Consider the following 17,093-nt stretch of genomic DNA (forward strand, 5'->3'; position numbering starts at 1 on the left):
TCCCGCGCCGTTCCTGGCACGTAACGGATCAGAAATAACGGTTCGGACATGCCTTCGACCAAACGCAACGGACAATAAACAGACGCCGGATAGCTTAAGCGGTTCGATGCAGAAGGAAAATTGATTGATGGCGGGGTGAAGGCGTTGCATGTGAAACAAGACGTTTCCAGCTTGTGCTGTCGGCGTTACATCTGGAAGCACTCTAGATCGCGGCTTTTTGGCACTTAGTTTTACGCTGGGGGCCTATTGGTCCTACGAACCCAAGTGTCTGGAGGCTACGCATGAATACCCGTGGATTGCTCGATCAGTTGCTCAAATCCGGCCAGGACATGTTGCAAAACAAAGCCGGCGGGCAACGCAAATCGGACGACAAAAGCGCCCTCGGCGGCTTGCTCGGTGGCGGCGGGCTCGGCAGTTTGCTCGGCGGTGCGGGCGGTGGCGCCCTGGCGGCGGGTGCGATGGGGCTGTTGCTGGGGAATAAAAAGGCGCGCAAATTCGGCGGCAAGGCGCTCACCTATGGCGGGCTGGCGGCACTTGGCGTGATCGCCTACAAGGCTTACGGCAACTGGCAGGCGCAGCAGGCCGGTGCGCCCCAAGGCGAGCCGCAAACCATCGACCGCCTGCCGCCGGCCCAGGTCGAACAACACAGCCAGGGCATTCTCAAGGCGCTGGTCGCTGCCGCCAAAGCCGACGGGCATGTAGATGAGCGTGAGCGTGCCCTGATCGAAGGCGAATTTACCAAGCTCGATAACGACCGTGAACTGCAAAGCTGGCTGCACGCCGAGCTGAACAAGCCTCTGGATCCCGCCGACGTGGCGCGGGCAGCGAGCACCCCGGAAATGGCCGCCGAGATGTACATCGCCAGCGTGATGCTGGTGGACGAAGAAAACTTCATGGAAAAAGCCTACCTGGACGAGCTGGCCCGCCAACTCAAACTTGAGCCTGGCCTAAAGGCCGAGCTGGAAAAACAGGTACGCCAAGCCACGCTCTGACCGCAGGAATGATCGCTCCCACGCTCTGAGTGGGAGCGTAGCCCGTGACCCATTGCGTCACTTGCGCAGTGTTTTTGCGTTCTGTGAGCGCTACATCAAAACCTGTTGATAAATGCGGGCACCCGCTCAGCTATACTCCTCGGCATTTGATTGGCCCTTCGAGGAATTACTGTGAAGAACTGGACCTTGCGCCAACGGATCTTGGCAAGCTTTGCGGTCATTATCGCCATCATGCTGTTAATGGTTGTGGTCTCTTATTCACGGTTGCTGAAAATCGAGGAGGGTGAGAATTCGGTTCGGGATGACGCGGTGCCTGGGGTGTACCTCAGTTCGATGATTCGCAGCGCCTGGGTCGACAGTTACCTCGATACCCTGCAATTGATCGGCCTGCGCGACGACAAAGGGTTGACGGACGCCGACAAGGCCGACTTCAAATCCTTCGAAGCCCGCGTCGTGCAGCAGATGGCCAATTACGCACAAACCATCCGCGGTGATGAGGATCGCAGTCAGTTCGACCGGTTCGAGGCGCTGCACCAGGCCTATAACAAGAGCCTCGCCGTCGTGCTCGACAGCCTGCAACGGGGTGATCTGGCCGGCGCGCGCAAGGAATTCGACACCCAGTTGACGCCGACCTGGACCGCAGGTCGCATGAAGCTCAACGACATCATCACCGATAACAAGAATGTCGCCGACCGCGCAACCAACGCGATCGATGACGCAGTATCCGCCGCGAAAATCAGTATGTTCGTGTCGCTGGCCGTGGCCATCCTCGCTGCCGGGCTGTGCGGTTTGCTGCTGATGCGCGCGATCATGGCGCCGATGAACCGCATCGTCGAAATTCTCGAAACCATGCGCACCGGCGACCTGAGCAAGCGTTTAAACCTGGAGCGCAAGGACGAATTCGGCGCTGTCGAAACCGGCTTCAATGACATGATGACCGAGCTGACCGCCCTGGTCTCCCAGGCCCAGCGTTCGTCGGTGCAGGTGACCACCTCGGTGACCGAGATCGCCGCCACCTCCAAGCAACAACAGGCCACGGCCACCGAAACAGCGGCCACCACCACCGAGATCGGCGCGACCTCACGGGAAATTGCCGCCACGTCCAAAGACCTGGTGCGCACCATGACCGAAGTGTCCACCGCCGCCGACCAGGCCTCGGTCGCCGCCGGTTCCGGCCAGCAAGGCCTGGCGCGCATGGAAGAAACCATGCACTCGGTGATGGGCGCCGCCGACCTTGTGAACGCCAAGCTGGCGATCCTCAATGAGAAGGCCGGCAACATCAACCAAGTGGTGGTGACCATCGTCAAGGTGGCCGACCAGACCAACCTGCTGTCGCTCAACGCCGCCATTGAAGCCGAGAAGGCCGGCGAGTACGGACGCGGGTTTGCCGTGGTGGCCACCGAAGTGCGCCGCCTGGCCGACCAGACCGCCGTGGCCACCTACGACATCGAGCAGATGGTGCGCGAGATCCAGTCGGCGGTGTCGGCGGGCGTGATGGGCATGGACAAGTTCTCCGAAGAAGTGCGTCGCGGCATGTTCGAAGTGCAGCAAGTGGGCGAGCAGCTGTCGCAGATCATCCATCAGGTACAGGCCCTGGCGCCGCGGGTGCTGATGGTCAACGAAGGCATGCAGGCCCAGGCCACCGGCGCCGAGCAGATCAACCACGCGCTGGTGCAACTGGGCGATGCCAGCAGCCAGACCGTGGAATCCCTGCGCCAGGCCAGCTTTGCCATTGATGAACTGAGCCAGGTTGCGGTCGGTCTGCGCAGCGGCGTATCGCGTTTCAAAGTCTGATGAGCGACCTCGCGGCTAAACGCGGCGCCGTCCCGGCAGCGAAAAAGGCGTTGTTCCTGGTGTTCCGCATCGGTGGTGAACGCTACGCCCTCAAGGCCACGGAAGTGGCCGAGGTGTTGCCGCGCCTGCCGCTCAAACCTATCGCCCATGCACCATTGTGGGTGGCGGGGATCTTTGCTCACCGTGGCGCATTGGTGCCCGTCGTCGACCTGTGTGCGTTGACCTTCGGCACAGCGGCCCAGGCGCGCACCAGCACCCGGCTGGTGCTGGTCAATTACCAGCCGCAACCCTGGCTCGAGGCGCGCTGGCTGGGGCTGATCCTGGAGCAGGCCACCGACACCCTGCGTTGCGACCCGGCCGAATTCCAGCCTTACGGCCTGGCTAACCGCGAGGCGCCGTACCTGGGGCCGGTGCGTGAAGATGCCTTGGGTTTGATGCAATGGATCGGCGTCGCCGACCTGCTCACCGATGACGTGCGCGCCTTGCTGTTTGCCAGTGAGCTGAGCCTATGAGTAACGACCCGCGCTTCTTTGCCTTCTTGAAGGACCGTATTGGCCTGGACGTCGCCTCGGTAGGCGAGGCGATCATCGAGCGAGCCGTACGCCAGCGCAGCCAGACCGTGCAGGCGCAGACCGCACAAGAGTACTGGCAGCATTTGCAGAGTTCCCATGATGAGCAGCAGGCGCTGATCGAAGCGGTGATCGTCCCCGAGACCTGGTTTTTCCGCTACCCCGAGTCCTTTGCCACCCTGGCGCGTTTGGCCAAGGAGCGCCTGGCGACGATCAAGCAGATGCGCGCCCTGCGTATTCTCAGCCTGCCATGCTCCACGGGCGAAGAGCCTTATTCGATTGCCATGGCCTTGCTCGATGCCGGGCTGGCGCCGCACCAGTTCAAGGTGTTGGGGCTGGATGTCAGCCCGCTGTCGGTGGAGCGCGCCAAGCGTGGTGTGTACGGCAAGAACTCCTTTCGCGGCGGTGATATCGAGTTTCGCGAGCGTCACTTCAGCGAACAGCCCGACGGTTTCCACATCGCCGAGCGGGTGCGCGAACAAGTGCGCCTGCAAGTCGGCAACTTGCTCGACCCGGCGTTGCTGGCGAATGAGCCCAGCTACGATTTTGTATTTTGCCGCAACCTGCTGATCTACTTCGACCAGCCCACCCAGAAGCAAGTGTTCGATGTGCTCAAGCGCCTGACCCACGAAGACGGTGTGCTGTTTATCGGCCCCGCCGAGGGCAGCCTGTTGGGGCGCCATGGCATGCGTTCGATTGGCGTGCCGCAATCCTTTGCATTCAGCCGGCATGCCGAGCCGGTCAAGCCTGAACCGGTGTTTGTGCCCCTGCCCATCCCCCAGCGCAGCGCAGCGCCGATTCCCGCCAAGCCGCGCCCGTTCAGCACAGTGAGCGCCCAAGTAGTGCCGATCAAGGCGCCGCACAGCGATGCGGGCGACTTGCTCAGCCGCATCGCCACGCTGGCCAACGAAGGCAAAAGTGCCGAGGCCCGTGCCGCGTGTGAACAGTATTTGAGTAAACACTCGCCGGCCGCCCAGGTGTTTTACTGGCTGGGGCTGCTCAGCGACGTGGCCGGCAGCGCCCTGGAAGCCCAGGGTTATTACCGCAAAGCCTTGTACCTGGAACCACAGCACCCGCAGGCCTTGATGCACCTGGCCGCATTGCTCGAGTCCCAGGGTGACAGCGCGGGCGCGCGCCGCTTGCAGGCGCGGGCCGCGCGCAGCGAGCGGGCAGACAGTGAGTCCAAACGATGAATAACCTTGATGCGCTCGACACCGCAGGCCTGGACCTGACCCTGGCCGACACCCAAGCCATCGACGACTGCTGGAACCGCATCGGCATCCATGGTGACAAGTCCTGCCCGTTGCTCGCCGAGCATATCCACTGCCGCAACTGCTCGGTGTATTCCGCCGCCGCCACGCGCCTGCTTGACCGTTACGCGTTGCAGCAGGGCGACCGGCAGGCGTATGCCGTCGCGGAAGTTGACGAAGACATCGTCACCCGTTCGATTCTGATGTTCCGTCTGGGTGAAGAGTGGCTGGGCATTGCCACCCGATGCCTGGTGGAGGTGGCGCCACTGCAGCCGATTCATTCGTTGCCGCACCAGCGTTCCCGCGCATTACTGGGCGTTGCGAATGTGCGCGGCGCGCTGGTGGCGTGCCTGTCACTGGTGGAGCTGCTGGGGCTGGACCTTGCCGGCACAGTCACTACCGGCGCACGCGTGATGCCGCGCATGTTGATTATTGCTGCCCAGGACGGCCCGGTGGTGGTGCCGGTGGACGAAGTCGACGGCATCCATGCCATCGATGAGCGCACCTTGAAGGCCGCGTCGGCCTCCGGCACCCAGGCCAGTGCGCGCTTCACCCAAGGCGTGTTGCAGTGGAAAGGCCGCAGCCTGCGTTGGCTGGACGAGGCGCAATTGTTGTCTGCCGTGACCCGGAGCCTCACATGACCCCCGACCAGATGCGCGATGCCTCGCTGCTGGAACTGTTCAGCCTGGAAGCCGATGCACAAACCCAGGTACTGAGCGCGGGCCTGCTGGCCCTGGAGCGCAACCCCACCCAGGCCGACCAGCTCGAGGCGTGCATGCGCGCCGCGCACTCGCTTAAAGGCGCGGCGCGGATTGTCGGCGTGGACGCCGGGGTCAGCGTGGCCCACGTGATGGAGGACTGCCTGGTCAGCGCCCAGGAAAGCCGTCTGTATCTGCAACCCGAACATATCGACGCCTTGCTGCAGGGCACCGACCTGCTGATGCGCATCGCCACGCCGGGCAATAACGTCGGCCCGGCGGATATCGACGGGTACGTGGCGCTGATGGAACGCCTGCTGGATCCGTCGCAGCCGATCGTCCAGGCCGCACCGGTTGCCATCGCCACTGCGCAACCTGCGCCTGCGCCGGTGATTGACCCGTTGCCGCCTGAGCCCGCGCCGCCTGTCAGCACTGACCTGCCGCGCCCGAACAAACGCATGACCGAAGGCGGCGAGCGCGTGCTGCGTGTCACCGCCGAGCGCTTGAACAGCCTGCTCGACTTGTCGAGCAAGTCCCTGGTCGAGACCCAGCGGCTCAAGCCTTACCTGGTGAGCCTGCAACGCCTCAAGCGCATTCAAAGCAACAGTGCGCGCGCCCTGGACACGCTCGATGGCCAGCTCAAGGCCATGGACTTGAGCCTGGAAGCCCAGGAAGCTCTGGCCGACACGCGCCGCCTGTTGAGTGAAGCCCAGGCGTTGCTGGCGGATAAAACCGCCGAGCTGGATGAGTTCGGCTGGCAGGCCGGGCAGCGCGCCCAAGTGCTTTATGACACCGCGCTGGCCTGCCGCATGCGGCCGTTTGCCGATGTGCTCGCCGGCCAGGTGCGCATGGTGCGCGACCTTGGCCGCAGCCTCGGCAAGCAGGTGCGCCTGGAGATCGAGGGGGAAAAGACCCAGGTCGACCGCGACGTATTGGAAAAACTCGAAGCGCCGCTTACGCACTTATTGCGCAATGCCGTCGACCACGGCATTGAAATGCCCGAGCAGCGGGTGTTGGCGGGCAAACCCGCCGAAGGCTTGATCCGCCTGCGCGCCTCCCACCAGGCCGGTTTGCTGGTGCTGGAGTTAAGCGACGACGGTAATGGCGTCGACCTGGAACGCCTGCGCGGCACTATCGTCGACCGGCATCTGTCACCGCTGGAAACCGCGCTGCGCTTGAGTGAAGAAGAGCTGCTGACCTTCCTGTTCCTGCCGGGCTTCAGCCTGCGCGACAAGGTCACCGAAGTGTCCGGGCGCGGCGTCGGCCTGGATGCGGTGCAGCACATGGTCCGCCAACTGCGCGGCGCGGTGGTGCTGGAACAGACGGCGGGGCAGGGCAGCCGTTTCCACCTGGAAGTGCCGTTGACCTTGTCGGTGGTGCGTAGCCTGGTGGTGGAAGTCGGCGAGGAAGCCTATGCCTTCCCGCTGGCGCATATCGAACGGATGTGCGACCTGGCGCCGGAGGACATCGTGCAATTGGAAGGCCGCCAGCATTTCTGGCACGAAGGCCGGCATGTCGGCCTGGTGGCCGCCAGCCAGTTATTGCAGCGCCCGCCGGGGCAGAGCAATGACGAAACCCTGAAGGTGGTGGTGATCCGCGAGCGCGATGCGGTGTATGGCATTGCGGTGGAACGTTTTATCGGCGAACGCACCCTGGTGGTGTTGCCGCTGGATGACCGCTTGGGCAAGGTCCAGGATATTTCCGCCGGTGCTTTGCTGGATGACGGCTCGGTGGTGTTGATCGTCGACGTCGAAGACATGCTGCGTTCGGTGGATAAATTGCTCAACACTGGCCGCCTGGAGCGTATCGCCCGGCGCAGCCAGCAGGCCACCGAAGCACCGCGCAAGCGCGTGCTGGTGGTGGATGACTCGCTCACCGTGCGTGAACTGCAACGTAAATTGTTACTTAATCGTGGTTATGAAGTGGCGGTCGCCGTCGATGGCATGGATGGCTGGAACGCACTGCGTTCCGAAGACTTCGACCTGCTGATCACTGACATTGATATGCCTCGTATGGACGGGATCGAATTGGTCACACTCTTGCGCCGTGATAGTCGCCTGCAATCGTTGCCGGTGATGGTGGTGTCGTACAAGGATCGCGAAGAAGACCGGCGCCGTGGATTGGACGCCGGCGCCGACTATTATCTGGCTAAAGCCAGTTTCCACGACGACGCCTTGCTGGATGCCGTGATGGAGCTGATCGGGGGCGCCCGGGCATGAGGATTGCGATCGTCAATGACATGCCCCTGGCGGTAGAGGCGCTGCGCCGTGCCTTGAGCTTCGAGCCGGCGCACCAGGTGGTGTGGGTGGCCAACAATGGCCTGGAGGCCGTACAGCGCTGCGCCGAATTGACCCCGGACTTGATCCTTATGGACCTGATCATGCCGGTGATGGACGGCGTGGAGGCCACGCGACAGATCATGGCCGAGACCCCATGCGCTATTCTGCTGGTGACCGTCGACCGCCAGGCAAATATGAGTCGCGTATTCGAAGCCATGGGCCATGGCGCCCTGGATGTGGTGGACACCCCGGCGCTGGGCGTGGGCAACCCCAAGGATGCGGCGGCGCCGTTGCTGCGCAAAATCCTCAATATTGGCTGGCTGATCGGCCAGCGAGGCAGCCGCGTACGCGCCGACACCGCGCCTGCACGCGCGCCCGGCAAACGTCAAAGCCTGGTGGCGATTGGGTCGTCGGCGGGCGGCCCGGCCGCCCTGGAAATCCTGCTCAAGGGCTTGCCCCGCGATTTTCCCGCCGCCATTGTGCTGGTGCAGCATGTGGACCAGGTGTTCGCCGCCGGCATGGCCGAATGGTTGAGCAGCGCCTCCGGCCTGCCGGTGCGCCTGGCGCGAGAGGGCGAGCCGCCACAAAGCGGCGTGGTGCTGCTGGCCGGTACCAACCACCACATTCGCCTGTTGAAAAATGGCACGCTAGCCTATACCGCGGAGCCGGTGAACGAGATTTACCGGCCGTCCATCGACGTGTTTTTCGAGAGCGTCGCCAGCCACTGGAACGGTGACGCCGTCGGCGTACTCCTGACCGGTATGGGGCGCGACGGGGCCCAGGGCCTCAAGATATTGCGTGAACAAGGCTATTTGACCATCGCTCAGGATCAGCAGAGCTGTGCGGTGTATGGCATGCCCAAAGCGGCGGCGGCCATTGATGCTGCTGTTGAAATTCGCCCACTGGACAGAATTGCGCCCCGATTGCTGGAGGTATTTGCAAAATGAGCAAGACCTCTCGCGGTGCCGGCTTGCAGGACAGTAATTCAGGTGACTGCACATGAATGATTTACAGATCGACGACATCAAGACCGACGAAAACGCTGCCATGGTGTTGCTGGTCGACGACCAGGCCATGATCGGCGAAGCCGTGCGGCGTGGCCTGGCCCACGAAGAAAACATCGATTTTCACTTTTGCGCCGACCCGCATCAGGCGATCGCCCAGGCGATCCGCATTAAACCGACGGTGATCCTGCAAGACCTGGTGATGCCGGGTCTTGATGGCCTGACACTGGTGCGCGAATACCGCAACCACCCGGCCACGGCGAATATCCCGATCATCGTGCTTTCGACCAAGGAAGACCCGCTGATCAAGAGCGCTGCGTTTTCGGCCGGGGCCAATGATTACCTGGTCAAGCTGCCGGATAACATCGAGCTGGTGGCGCGCATTCGCTATCACTCACGCTCGTACATGACGTTGTTGCAACGGGATGCGGCGTACCGCGCGCTGCGGGTGAGCCAGCAGCAGTTGCTGGACACCAACCTGGTGTTGCAACGGCTGATGAACTCCGATGGTCTCACCGGGCTGTCCAACCGCCGCCATTTTGACGAATACCTGGAGCTGGAATGGCGCCGTGCCATGCGTGACCAGACCCAGCTGTCGTTATTGATGATCGACGTGGACTTCTTCAAGACCTACAACGACAGCTTTGGCCACGTCGAAGGTGATGAAGCCCTGCGCAAAGTCGCCGCGAGCATCCGTGAGGCCAGTAGCCGGCCTTCGGACTTGCCGGCGCGGTACGGCGGTGAAGAGTTTGCGCTGGTGCTGCCGAACACCTCGCCGGGCGGTGCACGTCTGGTGGCCGAGAAACTGCGCATGGCCGTTGCCGGGTTGAAAATCCCGCACATTGCCCCGGCTGAAGGGGCGAGCCTGACTATCAGTATCGGCCTGTCGACCATGACGCCGGTGCAGGGCACGGATTGTCGGCAGTTGATCATGGCGGCGGACAAGGGGTTGTATACGGCCAAGCATAATGGGCGCAATCAGGTCGGTATCGAGTAATTGACAACGACGCTGACCCCCTGTGGGAGCGGGCTTGCTCGCGAATGCGGTGGGTCAGTGACTGATTCACCACCTGACACACCGCATTCGCGAGCAAGCCCGCTCCCACATTTGACTCTTCATTGTCTTTGAGATCGTGCACAACCCCGCCTTTTCGCCAAGCGGGCTGCCGTTAGCCCCGGTTTGTCGTTATACTCGTCGGCTTTCAAAAGTTCGCCAACGAGTGCTGCCCGCCATGGAAATCAACCCGATCCTTAACACCATCAAGGACCTGTCCGAGCGCTCCGAAACTATTCGGGGGTATCTTTGACTACGATCAAAAGCATGAGCGTCTGACCGAAGTCAATCGCGAGCTTGAAGATCCGGCTGTCTGGAACAAACCTGAATACGCCCAGGAACTGGGCCGCGAGCGCGCTGCGCTGGCGCAGATCGTCGACACCCTCGACGAGTTGAACACCGGTCTGGGCGATTGCCGCGACCTGCTGGACATGGCCGTCGAAGAAAACGACGAAGGCGCAGTGGGCGATGTCGTCGCCGAGCTGGCCCGTCTCGAGGAAAACCTCGCCAAGCTTGAATTCCGCCGCATGTTCAGCCACGAAATGGACCCGAACAACGCCTACCTGGACATCCAGGCCGGTTCCGGCGGCACCGAGGCCCAGGACTGGGCCAACATCCTGCTGCGCATGTACCTGCGTTGGGCGGATAAACGCGGTTTCGACGCCACCATCATGGAACTGTCCGCCGGTGAAGTCGCCGGTATCAAGGGCGCTACCGTGCACATCAAGGGCGAATACGCCTTTGGCTGGCTGCGGACCGAGATCGGCGTACACCGCCTGGTGCGCAAGAGCCCGTTCGACTCCGGCAATCGTCGCCATACCTCGTTCTCCGCCGTTTTCGTCTCGCCAGAGATCGACGACAAGGTGGAAATCGAGATCAACCCGGCCGACCTGCGCATCGACACCTACCGCTCTTCCGGTGCCGGTGGCCAGCACGTAAACACCACCGACTCGGCCGTACGTATCACCCACGTACCGACCAACACCGTGGTCAGCTGCCAGAACGAACGTTCCCAGCACGCCAACAAGGACACCGCCATGAAAATGCTGCGGGCCAAGTTGTACGAGCAGGAAATGCAGAAGCGCAATGCGGCGTCCCAGGCGCTGGAAGACACCAAGTCGGATATCGGCTGGGGCCACCAGATCCGTTCGTATGTGCTTGATGCGTCGCGGATCAAGGATCTGCGCACGAACATCGAACGCAGCGACTGCGACAAGGTGCTCGACGGTGATATCGACGAATACCTGGAAGCCAGCCTGAAATCCGGCCTCTAACACCCTCTGTGGGAGCGGGCTTGCCCGCGATCCCCCGCCGAAGGCTGGGGACAACGAACCTGATGGAAAATTTAAAGACATGAGCGACCAACAACTCGACCCGCAAGCCCTGCAACAGGAAGAAAACTCCCTGATCGCCCTGCGCAAGGAAAAGCTTGCTGCCGAGCGCGCCAAGGGCAATGCCTTCCCGAACGACTTCCGCCGTGACAACTACTGCGATGCCTTGCAGAAACAGTACGCGGACAAGACCAAGGAAGAGCTGGCAGAGGCTGCAATCCCGGTCAAGGTGGCGGGTCGCATCATGCTCAACCGTGGCTCGTTCATGGTGATCCAGGACATGACCGGTCGCATTCAGGTGTACGTCAACCGTAAAACCCTGCCTGAAGAAACCCTGGCCTCGGTGAAAACCTGGGACATGGGCGACATCATTGCAGCCGTTGGCACCCTGGCACGTTCCGGCAAGGGCGATCTTTACGTTGAAATGACCAGTGTGCGCCTGCTGACCAAGTCGCTGCGCCCGCTGCCGGACAAGCACCACGGCCTGACCGACACCGAGCAGCGCTACCGCCAGCGCTACGTTGACCTGATCGTCAACGAAGAAGTGCGCCAGACCTTCCGCGTGCGTTCGCAAGTGATTGCGCACATCCGCAGCTTCCTGATGAAGCGTGACTTCCTCGAAGTGGAAACGCCGATGCTGCAAACCATCCCTGGTGGTGCCGCAGCCAAGCCGTTCGAAACCCACCACAACGCACTGGACCTGGAAATGTTCCTGCGTATCGCGCCGGAGCTGTACCTCAAGCGCCTGGTGGTTGGCGGCTTCGAGAAGGTGTTCGAGATCAACCGCAACTTCCGTAACGAAGGTGTCTCGACCCGTCACAACCCGGAATTCACCATGCTGGAGTTCTACCAGGCCTACGCCGACTACGAAGACAACATGGACCTCACCGAAGAACTGTTCCGCGAACTGGCGCAGTTGGTGCTGGGCAGCACCGACGTGCCTTACGGCGACAAGGTGTTCCACTTCGGCGAGCCGTTCGTGCGTCTGTCGGTGTTCGACTCGATCCTCAAGTACAACCCTGAGTTGACCGCTGACGACCTGACCGACATCGACAAGGCCCGCGCCATCGCCAGGAAAGCCGGCGCCAAGGTGCTGGGCTTCGAAGGCCTGGGCAAATTGCAGGTGATGATTTTCGAAGAACTGGTGGAGCACAAGCTGGAACAGCCGCACTTCATTACCCAGTACCCGTTCGAAGTGTCGCCGCTGGCCCGTCGCAACGATGACAACCCGAACGTCACCGACCGTTTCGAGCTGTTCATCGGCGGCCGCGAAATTGCCAACGCCTACTCCGAGCTTAACGACGCAGAAGACCAGGCCGAGCGCTTCATGGCCCAGGTGGCCGACAAGGACGCCGGCGATGACGAGGCGATGCACTACGACGCCGACTTCGTGCGTGCGCTGGAATACGGCATGCCGCCAACCGCCGGTGAAGGTATCGGCATCGACCGGTTGGTGATGTTGTTGACCAACTCGCCGTCGATCCGCGACGTGATCTTGTTCCCGCACATGCGGCCACAAGCGTAACCGTAGCGAGATCCGAAGCCGCCTTTTATAAGGCGGCTTTTTTGTGTGGCGAATTCAGCCGTCAACAGAACGGCGCCCTTTAAAGGAAGATCTGTCGTGAACCGCGTAATGGCTCAAGAAGGCGCCGCCGGCATTGCTGCTGCCGTGGCTGATAGTGTCCAGTACCAGGGCCGCAAGGCCAGCCGTCGAGGCAGCGAGCAACGCCGGCAAGACATTCTCGATGCGGCCATGCGCATCGTCGTGCGCGATGGTGTACGCGGTGTGCGCCATCGCGCGGTGGCAGCAGAGGCCGGCGTGCCGTTGTCGGCCACCACCTATTACTTCAAGGACATCGATGACCTGCTCACCGATACTTTCGCCCAATACGTGGAGCGCAGCGCTGCGTTCATGGGCAAGCTGTGGGTGCGCAACGAAGGCCTGCTGCGTGAGATGGTCGCCTATGGCGATGGCAGCCCGCAGTCACGCTCACAGCTTGCTGATGATATTGCGCGGCTGACCGCCGACTACGTGATGCGCCAACTGACCAACCGCCGCGAACACTTGATGGCCGAACAGGCCTTTCGCCAGGAAGCCTTGCTCAACCCGCGCCTGGCTGAGCTGGTGCGTTCCCATCAGCAGATTCTGTTGCAGGGCACCGGGCAGTTTTTTCAGGTATTGGGCTCCCGCGAGCCGCAACAGGATGCCAGAGTGTTGACGGCGATAATCGGTCGGATGGAATATCAAGGCCTGCTTGGCGGCCCTGAGCCTCTGACCAGCGATGAGATGCTTGAGATTCTCAAGCGTTACATGCATTTGGTGTTGGCCTCGGTCTAGCCCAGCTCCCACACTTGATGGGGTATTCGATGAAAGCCTGGCGTGTCATTGCAATCGCTATATCGTTCCTGCTGCTCAGCGGTTGCCTGGTCACCTTCAAGGACCCGCTGCCGGCCCCTGAAGCGGCGCCCGACGCCTTGCTCGGCCGCTGGTCGAGTACAAACGCCTGGGGCGAACCGCTGAATCTGCAGATCACCCGTGTCGATCAGCATCATTACAAGGCCGTAAGCTACCCTAAAGCCAAACCGGGCCAGCGCGATGAATACCCGTTTACGGTGTCGCGCCATGGCAACCGCTGGTACCTGTCGGCGCCGTTGCCGGCCGCTTTCGGTGGCAATTACTTCCTCGCCGGCTTCGACTTTGAAGGTGAGGGCGACAAAACGCGTGAATGGGTGGTCTACAACCTCGACCTTGAGCAGATCCATCAAGCCATAGGCCAAAACGCCTTGCACGGCAGTACCGTGCAAACCGTCGAAGGTGAGGGCGTGCGGGTCGACAGCCCGATGGACCAGGTATTTGCCTATCTGGATGACCCGGCCAATGCCGATGTGTTCGTTGAAGCCGTGCGCTACCGGCGCGCGGGCAAATAACGTTTAAAGAGGAAGCACCGGGTGGACGATTACCAGCAGACGATACGCACCTTGTCCGATCGCATTGTGCTGGCACAAACACCGATTCGCGTCCTCGACGCCGTGAAGTGGGACGAGAACATTCGCCAGGGCTTTCTCAAGGCCAAGGGCAAGGCCATGCCGGCCGTGGACCGCGATTACTACCTGGGCCGGCCGCTGTCGTTCGACTCCAGTGCGGTGAAGCTGGAGTTCCAGAACATCGAGCGCGACATTACCCGCCGTCTCGGCCAGTTCAGTCCGGTGGGGCAGATCATGCGCCGCATGTGCCGCGAGTACCGCATGGTGGTGCGCATGCTCGAAGCGCGGGGCACCGAGGATTTCGGCCTGATTTCCCAGGAACTCTACGGCGCCGCCTCGGACGCGTTCCACGCGGGTGACCCGACGCTGGCCGACCTGGGCCTGATGATGTCCGACTACCTGAACCAGATCGACGGCCGGGGCGACCTCAAGGACGAAGCCAAGACGCTCACGGCCAAGCATGCGGTGGCCTTGCTGCAAACCCGTTTGAACAAGGTGTTCGGTGAGGCCGAAGAGACCATCCGCGTGTTCGAGTCCGACGGAATCGTTGCCGATGCGGCGGCGGGCGCCGACTACATCAAGATCCGCGCCGACGCGATGTTCAACGAGCGTGATGTGCGCGCGCTGGAAGTGCACGAAGGCCTGGTGCACGTCGGCACCACACTCAATGGCCAGAACCAGCCGATCTGCACCTTCCTGTCCAAAGGGCCGCCCTCGTCCACGGTGACCCAGGAAGGCCTGGCGATTCTGATGGAGATCATCACCTTTGCCTCCTACCCCAGCCGCCTGCGCAAACTGACCAACCGCACCCGCGCCATCCATATGGTCGAGGAGGGGGCCGACTTCCTGCAGGTGTTTGAGTTCTTCCGCGAGCAAGGCTTTGAAATGGCCGAAAGCTACGGCAATGCCAGCCGCGTGTTCCGAGGTTCGACGCCGACGGGCCTGCCGTTTACCAAGGATTTGTCCTATCTCAAGGGCTTTATCATGGTCTACAACTACATCCAGCTGGCCGTGCGCAAAGGCAAACTGGAGCAAGTGCCGCTGTTGTTCTGCGGCAAGACCACTCTGGAAGACATGCGCACCTTGCGCCAACTGGTCGACGAAGGCCTGGTCGTGCCGCCCAAGTACTTGCCCGAACAGTTTCGCGACATGAACGCACTGGCGGCGTGGATGTGCTTCTCCAACTTCCTCAACCACCTGAGCCTGGACCGGATCGAGGCGGATTACTCGAATATCCTTTAGGCCATCCACGTGACGAAACCGGTTAAAACATGTGGGAGCCGGCTTGCCTGCGATAGCGGTGTATCAGTCACCGTCGTTTCAACTGAAAGACCGCTATCGCAGGCAAGCCAGCTCCCACATTTGATCTCATTGGTTCTTGAGAACTGAGTACAACCTATCAGCGAGGCTTCAACGGATGAGAATCCTCGGCATTCTTTGCCTGCTACTCACTTTAAACGGCTGCAGCTCACTGCTGTTCTACCCCGAACCCGGCCTGCCGTTTACGCCGGAAAAAGCTCACCTGCAATACCGTGATATCACCCTGACCACCCCCGATGGAGTAAAACTCCATGCCTGGTGGCTGCCGGCCAAACCCGGTGTGCCGCTCAAAGGCACGGTGCTGCACCTGCACGGCAACGGCGGCAACCTGGCCTGGCACCTGGGTGGCAGTTGGTGGTTGCCGGAGCAGGGCTATCAAGTGCTGTTGCTGGACTATCGCGGCTACGGCCTGTCTGAAGGCAAGCCGTCCTTGCCGGCGGTGTATCAGGATATCGATGCGGCGTTCTCCTGGATCGACAAGGCCCCTGAAACCCAAGGCCAGCCGCTGATTGTGTTGGGCCAGAGCCTGGGCGGTGCGCTGGCGGTGCATTACCTGGCGGCACACCCGCAGCGTCAAACTCAGCTCAAGGCGCTGGTGCTGGATGGCGTGCCCGCCAGTTATCGTGACGTAGGACAATTCGCCCTCAGCACCTCCTGGTTAACATGGCCGTTTCAGGTACCGCTGTCGTGGCTGGTGCCTGACGCCGACAGTGCGATCAATGCCATGCCCCAGCTCACCGGCGTGCCCAAGCTGCTGTTCCACAGCCTGGATGACCCGATTGTGCCGGTGGCCAACGGCATTCGCCTGTACCAGGCCGCGCCGCCACCGAGGGTGTTGCAGTTGACCCGTGGCGGCCATGTGCAGACCTTTGCCGACAAGACCTGGCAAACCGTGATGCTGCGCTATCTAGATGACCCGCAGCACTTCAACGGCCTGCGCCGCCTGGGCGAGATCCCGAATTACCCTATTCCTAAAGTTGATGCATCAGAGAGCCCGCAATGAGCGAAGAACGCAACATGATCCCGCTGATCCTCACCGGCATCGGCACCATTATCGGTACCGTCGGTTGCCTGTGGTTCTATGGCTACCTGCACTTCGCCAAACCGGAGGACGCCTTGTTGCTCAGTGACTTCACCCTGCTCAAGACCGTGCCGGGCGAGGATTATAAGGTTTCGCTGACCCCGGCTGCGCAGGTGGCGCAATGCATCGATGGCGTGTTGGTGATGTTTGATACCGAACAGAAAGGCTTGAGCGGTGTGCTGGTGAACAATAAGAAACAAGCCGTGCGTTGCATGGGCCAGGAAACGCCGCAACTGCAAGAGTAGCCTGCTTTTTATCACCACTGCGCATCGTGGAAATATCTGGAACCGAATCGCGTAAGAAGCCACTGAATGAGTCGTCAGTGTTGCTGATGATTAACTTACGAATGACGGACTTTGGAGCGTGATGATGGACATTGGTGCTATCGGTAAAATGTTGGGCATGGCCAGGGGCCAGGAAAGTTTGGAGCAGGGTGGTGCTCAAGGCGAGCAATGCGCTGATAAGGGCGCTGAGAAAGGTGGGAAAGACAAACCAGACCCGATGAAGATGCTTATGGATATGCTCTCGAAGGCGGCCGGCGGCGCCCAGGGCGGCGGTGGCGGCGGTTCTGAAGGCTCAGGTGGTGAAGGCCAAATGGGTCAAGACATGCTTGAAAAGCTGATGGGCGGGCGTCAAGGCATGGAGGCCATGATGCCGGCTGAGGATACCGGCCGAAAAATCGAGGCCTGATAGAAAAAACCCACCGTGAGGTGGGTTTTTTATACAGCGTCAATCA

Annotated in this window: 16 protein-coding genes; all 16 read left to right on the forward strand. The window is 61.4% G+C overall.

Annotated features, from left to right (window positions below; genetic code table 11):
* The first annotated feature begins 281 nt into the window (after window positions 1-281).
* The 16 genes from BLV67_RS03305 to BLV67_RS03380 all read left to right on the forward strand — a co-directional run bounded on the left by BLV67_RS03305 (window position 282) and on the right by BLV67_RS03380 (window position 17,047).
* Window positions 282-992 carry a tellurite resistance TerB family protein gene (locus BLV67_RS03305; RefSeq protein ID WP_065928940.1) on the forward strand — a complete coding sequence of 237 codons (711 nt, stop codon included), beginning with the start codon at window positions 282-284 and terminating at the stop codon, window positions 990-992.
* 231 nt (window positions 993-1,223) lie between these two features.
* A complete protein-coding gene (locus BLV67_RS03310) occupies window positions 1,224-2,786 on the forward strand; it encodes a methyl-accepting chemotaxis protein (RefSeq protein ID WP_244972715.1) in 1,563 nt (520 codons plus the stop codon).
* On the forward strand, window positions 2,786-3,298 hold the full coding sequence (locus tag BLV67_RS03315) for a chemotaxis protein CheW (protein ID WP_058421643.1): 513 nt from the start codon (window positions 2,786-2,788) through the stop codon (window positions 3,296-3,298). Before BLV67_RS03310 ends, BLV67_RS03315 begins: the two co-directional genes overlap by 1 nt.
* The gene (locus tag BLV67_RS03320) at window positions 3,295-4,548 is read left to right on the forward strand and encodes a CheR family methyltransferase (protein WP_069786222.1); all 1,254 of its coding nucleotides are present in this window, start codon (window positions 3,295-3,297) and stop codon (window positions 4,546-4,548) included. Before BLV67_RS03315 ends, BLV67_RS03320 begins: the two co-directional genes overlap by 4 nt.
* Window positions 4,545-5,246 (forward strand): chemotaxis protein CheW, encoded by a 702-nt coding sequence (locus BLV67_RS03325; RefSeq protein WP_065928942.1) that lies wholly within the window; start codon window positions 4,545-4,547, stop codon window positions 5,244-5,246. Before BLV67_RS03320 ends, BLV67_RS03325 begins: the two co-directional genes overlap by 4 nt.
* On the forward strand, window positions 5,243-7,522 hold the full coding sequence (locus tag BLV67_RS03330; RefSeq protein ID WP_069786223.1) for a hybrid sensor histidine kinase/response regulator: 2,280 nt from the start codon (window positions 5,243-5,245) through the stop codon (window positions 7,520-7,522). The genes BLV67_RS03325 and BLV67_RS03330 overlap by 4 nt, the downstream gene beginning before the upstream one ends.
* Window positions 7,519-8,529 carry a chemotaxis response regulator protein-glutamate methylesterase gene (cheB, locus tag BLV67_RS03335; RefSeq protein ID WP_065928944.1) on the forward strand — a complete coding sequence of 337 codons (1,011 nt, stop codon included), beginning with the start codon at window positions 7,519-7,521 and terminating at the stop codon, window positions 8,527-8,529. Before BLV67_RS03330 ends, cheB begins: the two co-directional genes overlap by 4 nt.
* Before the next feature lie 52 nt (window positions 8,530-8,581).
* Window positions 8,582-9,583: a response regulator gene (locus BLV67_RS03340; RefSeq protein ID WP_056857569.1), complete on the forward strand. Its 1,002-nt coding sequence runs from the start codon at window positions 8,582-8,584 to the stop codon at window positions 9,581-9,583.
* A 235-nt stretch (window positions 9,584-9,818) separates the two neighbouring features.
* Window positions 9,819-10,914, forward strand: a protein-coding gene (prfB, locus tag BLV67_RS03345; RefSeq protein ID WP_096236834.1) for a peptide chain release factor 2 whose coding sequence is annotated in 2 segments (ribosomal slippage) — window positions 9,819-9,890 and window positions 9,892-10,914 — 1,095 coding nt in all. Because the reading frame shifts where the segments join, the coding sequence is not laid out codon by codon here.
* A 79-nt stretch (window positions 10,915-10,993) separates the two neighbouring features.
* Window positions 10,994-12,496 (forward strand): lysine--tRNA ligase, encoded by a 1,503-nt coding sequence (gene lysS / locus BLV67_RS03350; protein WP_069786224.1) that lies wholly within the window; start codon window positions 10,994-10,996, stop codon window positions 12,494-12,496.
* A 96-nt stretch (window positions 12,497-12,592) separates the two neighbouring features.
* Window positions 12,593-13,309, forward strand: a complete 717-nt coding sequence (locus BLV67_RS03355; protein ID WP_074854403.1) for a TetR/AcrR family transcriptional regulator — start codon at window positions 12,593-12,595, stop codon at window positions 13,307-13,309.
* 29 nt (window positions 13,310-13,338) lie between these two features.
* On the forward strand, window positions 13,339-13,899 hold the full coding sequence (locus BLV67_RS03360; protein ID WP_065928947.1) for a hypothetical protein: 561 nt from the start codon (window positions 13,339-13,341) through the stop codon (window positions 13,897-13,899).
* A 21-nt stretch (window positions 13,900-13,920) separates the two neighbouring features.
* A complete protein-coding gene (locus tag BLV67_RS03365) occupies window positions 13,921-15,198 on the forward strand; it encodes a flavohemoglobin expression-modulating QEGLA motif protein (RefSeq protein ID WP_017137104.1) in 1,278 nt (425 codons plus the stop codon).
* Between the two features lie 175 nt (window positions 15,199-15,373).
* On the forward strand, window positions 15,374-16,279 hold the full coding sequence (locus tag BLV67_RS03370) for an alpha/beta hydrolase (protein ID WP_069786225.1): 906 nt from the start codon (window positions 15,374-15,376) through the stop codon (window positions 16,277-16,279).
* Window positions 16,276-16,602 carry a PA3694 family proteiin gene (locus tag BLV67_RS03375; RefSeq protein WP_069786226.1) on the forward strand — a complete coding sequence of 109 codons (327 nt, stop codon included), beginning with the start codon at window positions 16,276-16,278 and terminating at the stop codon, window positions 16,600-16,602. The genes BLV67_RS03370 and BLV67_RS03375 overlap by 4 nt, the downstream gene beginning before the upstream one ends.
* A gap of 121 nt (window positions 16,603-16,723) precedes the next feature.
* Window positions 16,724-17,047, forward strand: a complete 324-nt coding sequence (locus tag BLV67_RS03380; protein WP_083221712.1) for a hypothetical protein — start codon at window positions 16,724-16,726, stop codon at window positions 17,045-17,047.
* Window positions 17,048-17,093 lie beyond the last annotated feature (46 nt).

The organism is Pseudomonas salomonii, from assembly GCF_900107155.1.
GTDB lineage: Bacteria > Pseudomonadota > Gammaproteobacteria > Pseudomonadales > Pseudomonadaceae > Aquipseudomonas > Aquipseudomonas salomonii.

Coding starts and splice junctions, on each gene's coding strand:
- BLV67_RS03305 (WP_065928940.1), top strand. CDS start 282: ATGAATACCCGTGGATTGCTCGATCAGTTGCTCAAATCCGGCCAGGAC.
- BLV67_RS03310 (WP_244972715.1), top strand. CDS start 1,224: ATGCTGTTAATGGTTGTGGTCTCTTATTCACGGTTGCTGAAAATCGAG.
- BLV67_RS03315 (WP_058421643.1), top strand. CDS start 2,786: ATGAGCGACCTCGCGGCTAAACGCGGCGCCGTCCCGGCAGCGAAAAAG.
- BLV67_RS03320 (WP_069786222.1), top strand. CDS start 3,295: ATGAGTAACGACCCGCGCTTCTTTGCCTTCTTGAAGGACCGTATTGGC.
- BLV67_RS03325 (WP_065928942.1), top strand. CDS start 4,545: ATGAATAACCTTGATGCGCTCGACACCGCAGGCCTGGACCTGACCCTG.
- BLV67_RS03330 (WP_069786223.1), top strand. CDS start 5,243: ATGACCCCCGACCAGATGCGCGATGCCTCGCTGCTGGAACTGTTCAGC.
- cheB (WP_065928944.1), top strand. CDS start 7,519: ATGAGGATTGCGATCGTCAATGACATGCCCCTGGCGGTAGAGGCGCTG.
- BLV67_RS03340 (WP_056857569.1), top strand. CDS start 8,582: ATGAATGATTTACAGATCGACGACATCAAGACCGACGAAAACGCTGCC.
- lysS (WP_069786224.1), top strand. CDS start 10,994: ATGAGCGACCAACAACTCGACCCGCAAGCCCTGCAACAGGAAGAAAAC.
- BLV67_RS03360 (WP_065928947.1), top strand. CDS start 13,339: ATGAAAGCCTGGCGTGTCATTGCAATCGCTATATCGTTCCTGCTGCTC.
- BLV67_RS03370 (WP_069786225.1), top strand. CDS start 15,374: ATGAGAATCCTCGGCATTCTTTGCCTGCTACTCACTTTAAACGGCTGC.
- BLV67_RS03375 (WP_069786226.1), top strand. CDS start 16,276: ATGAGCGAAGAACGCAACATGATCCCGCTGATCCTCACCGGCATCGGC.
- BLV67_RS03380 (WP_083221712.1), top strand. CDS start 16,724: ATGATGGACATTGGTGCTATCGGTAAAATGTTGGGCATGGCCAGGGGC.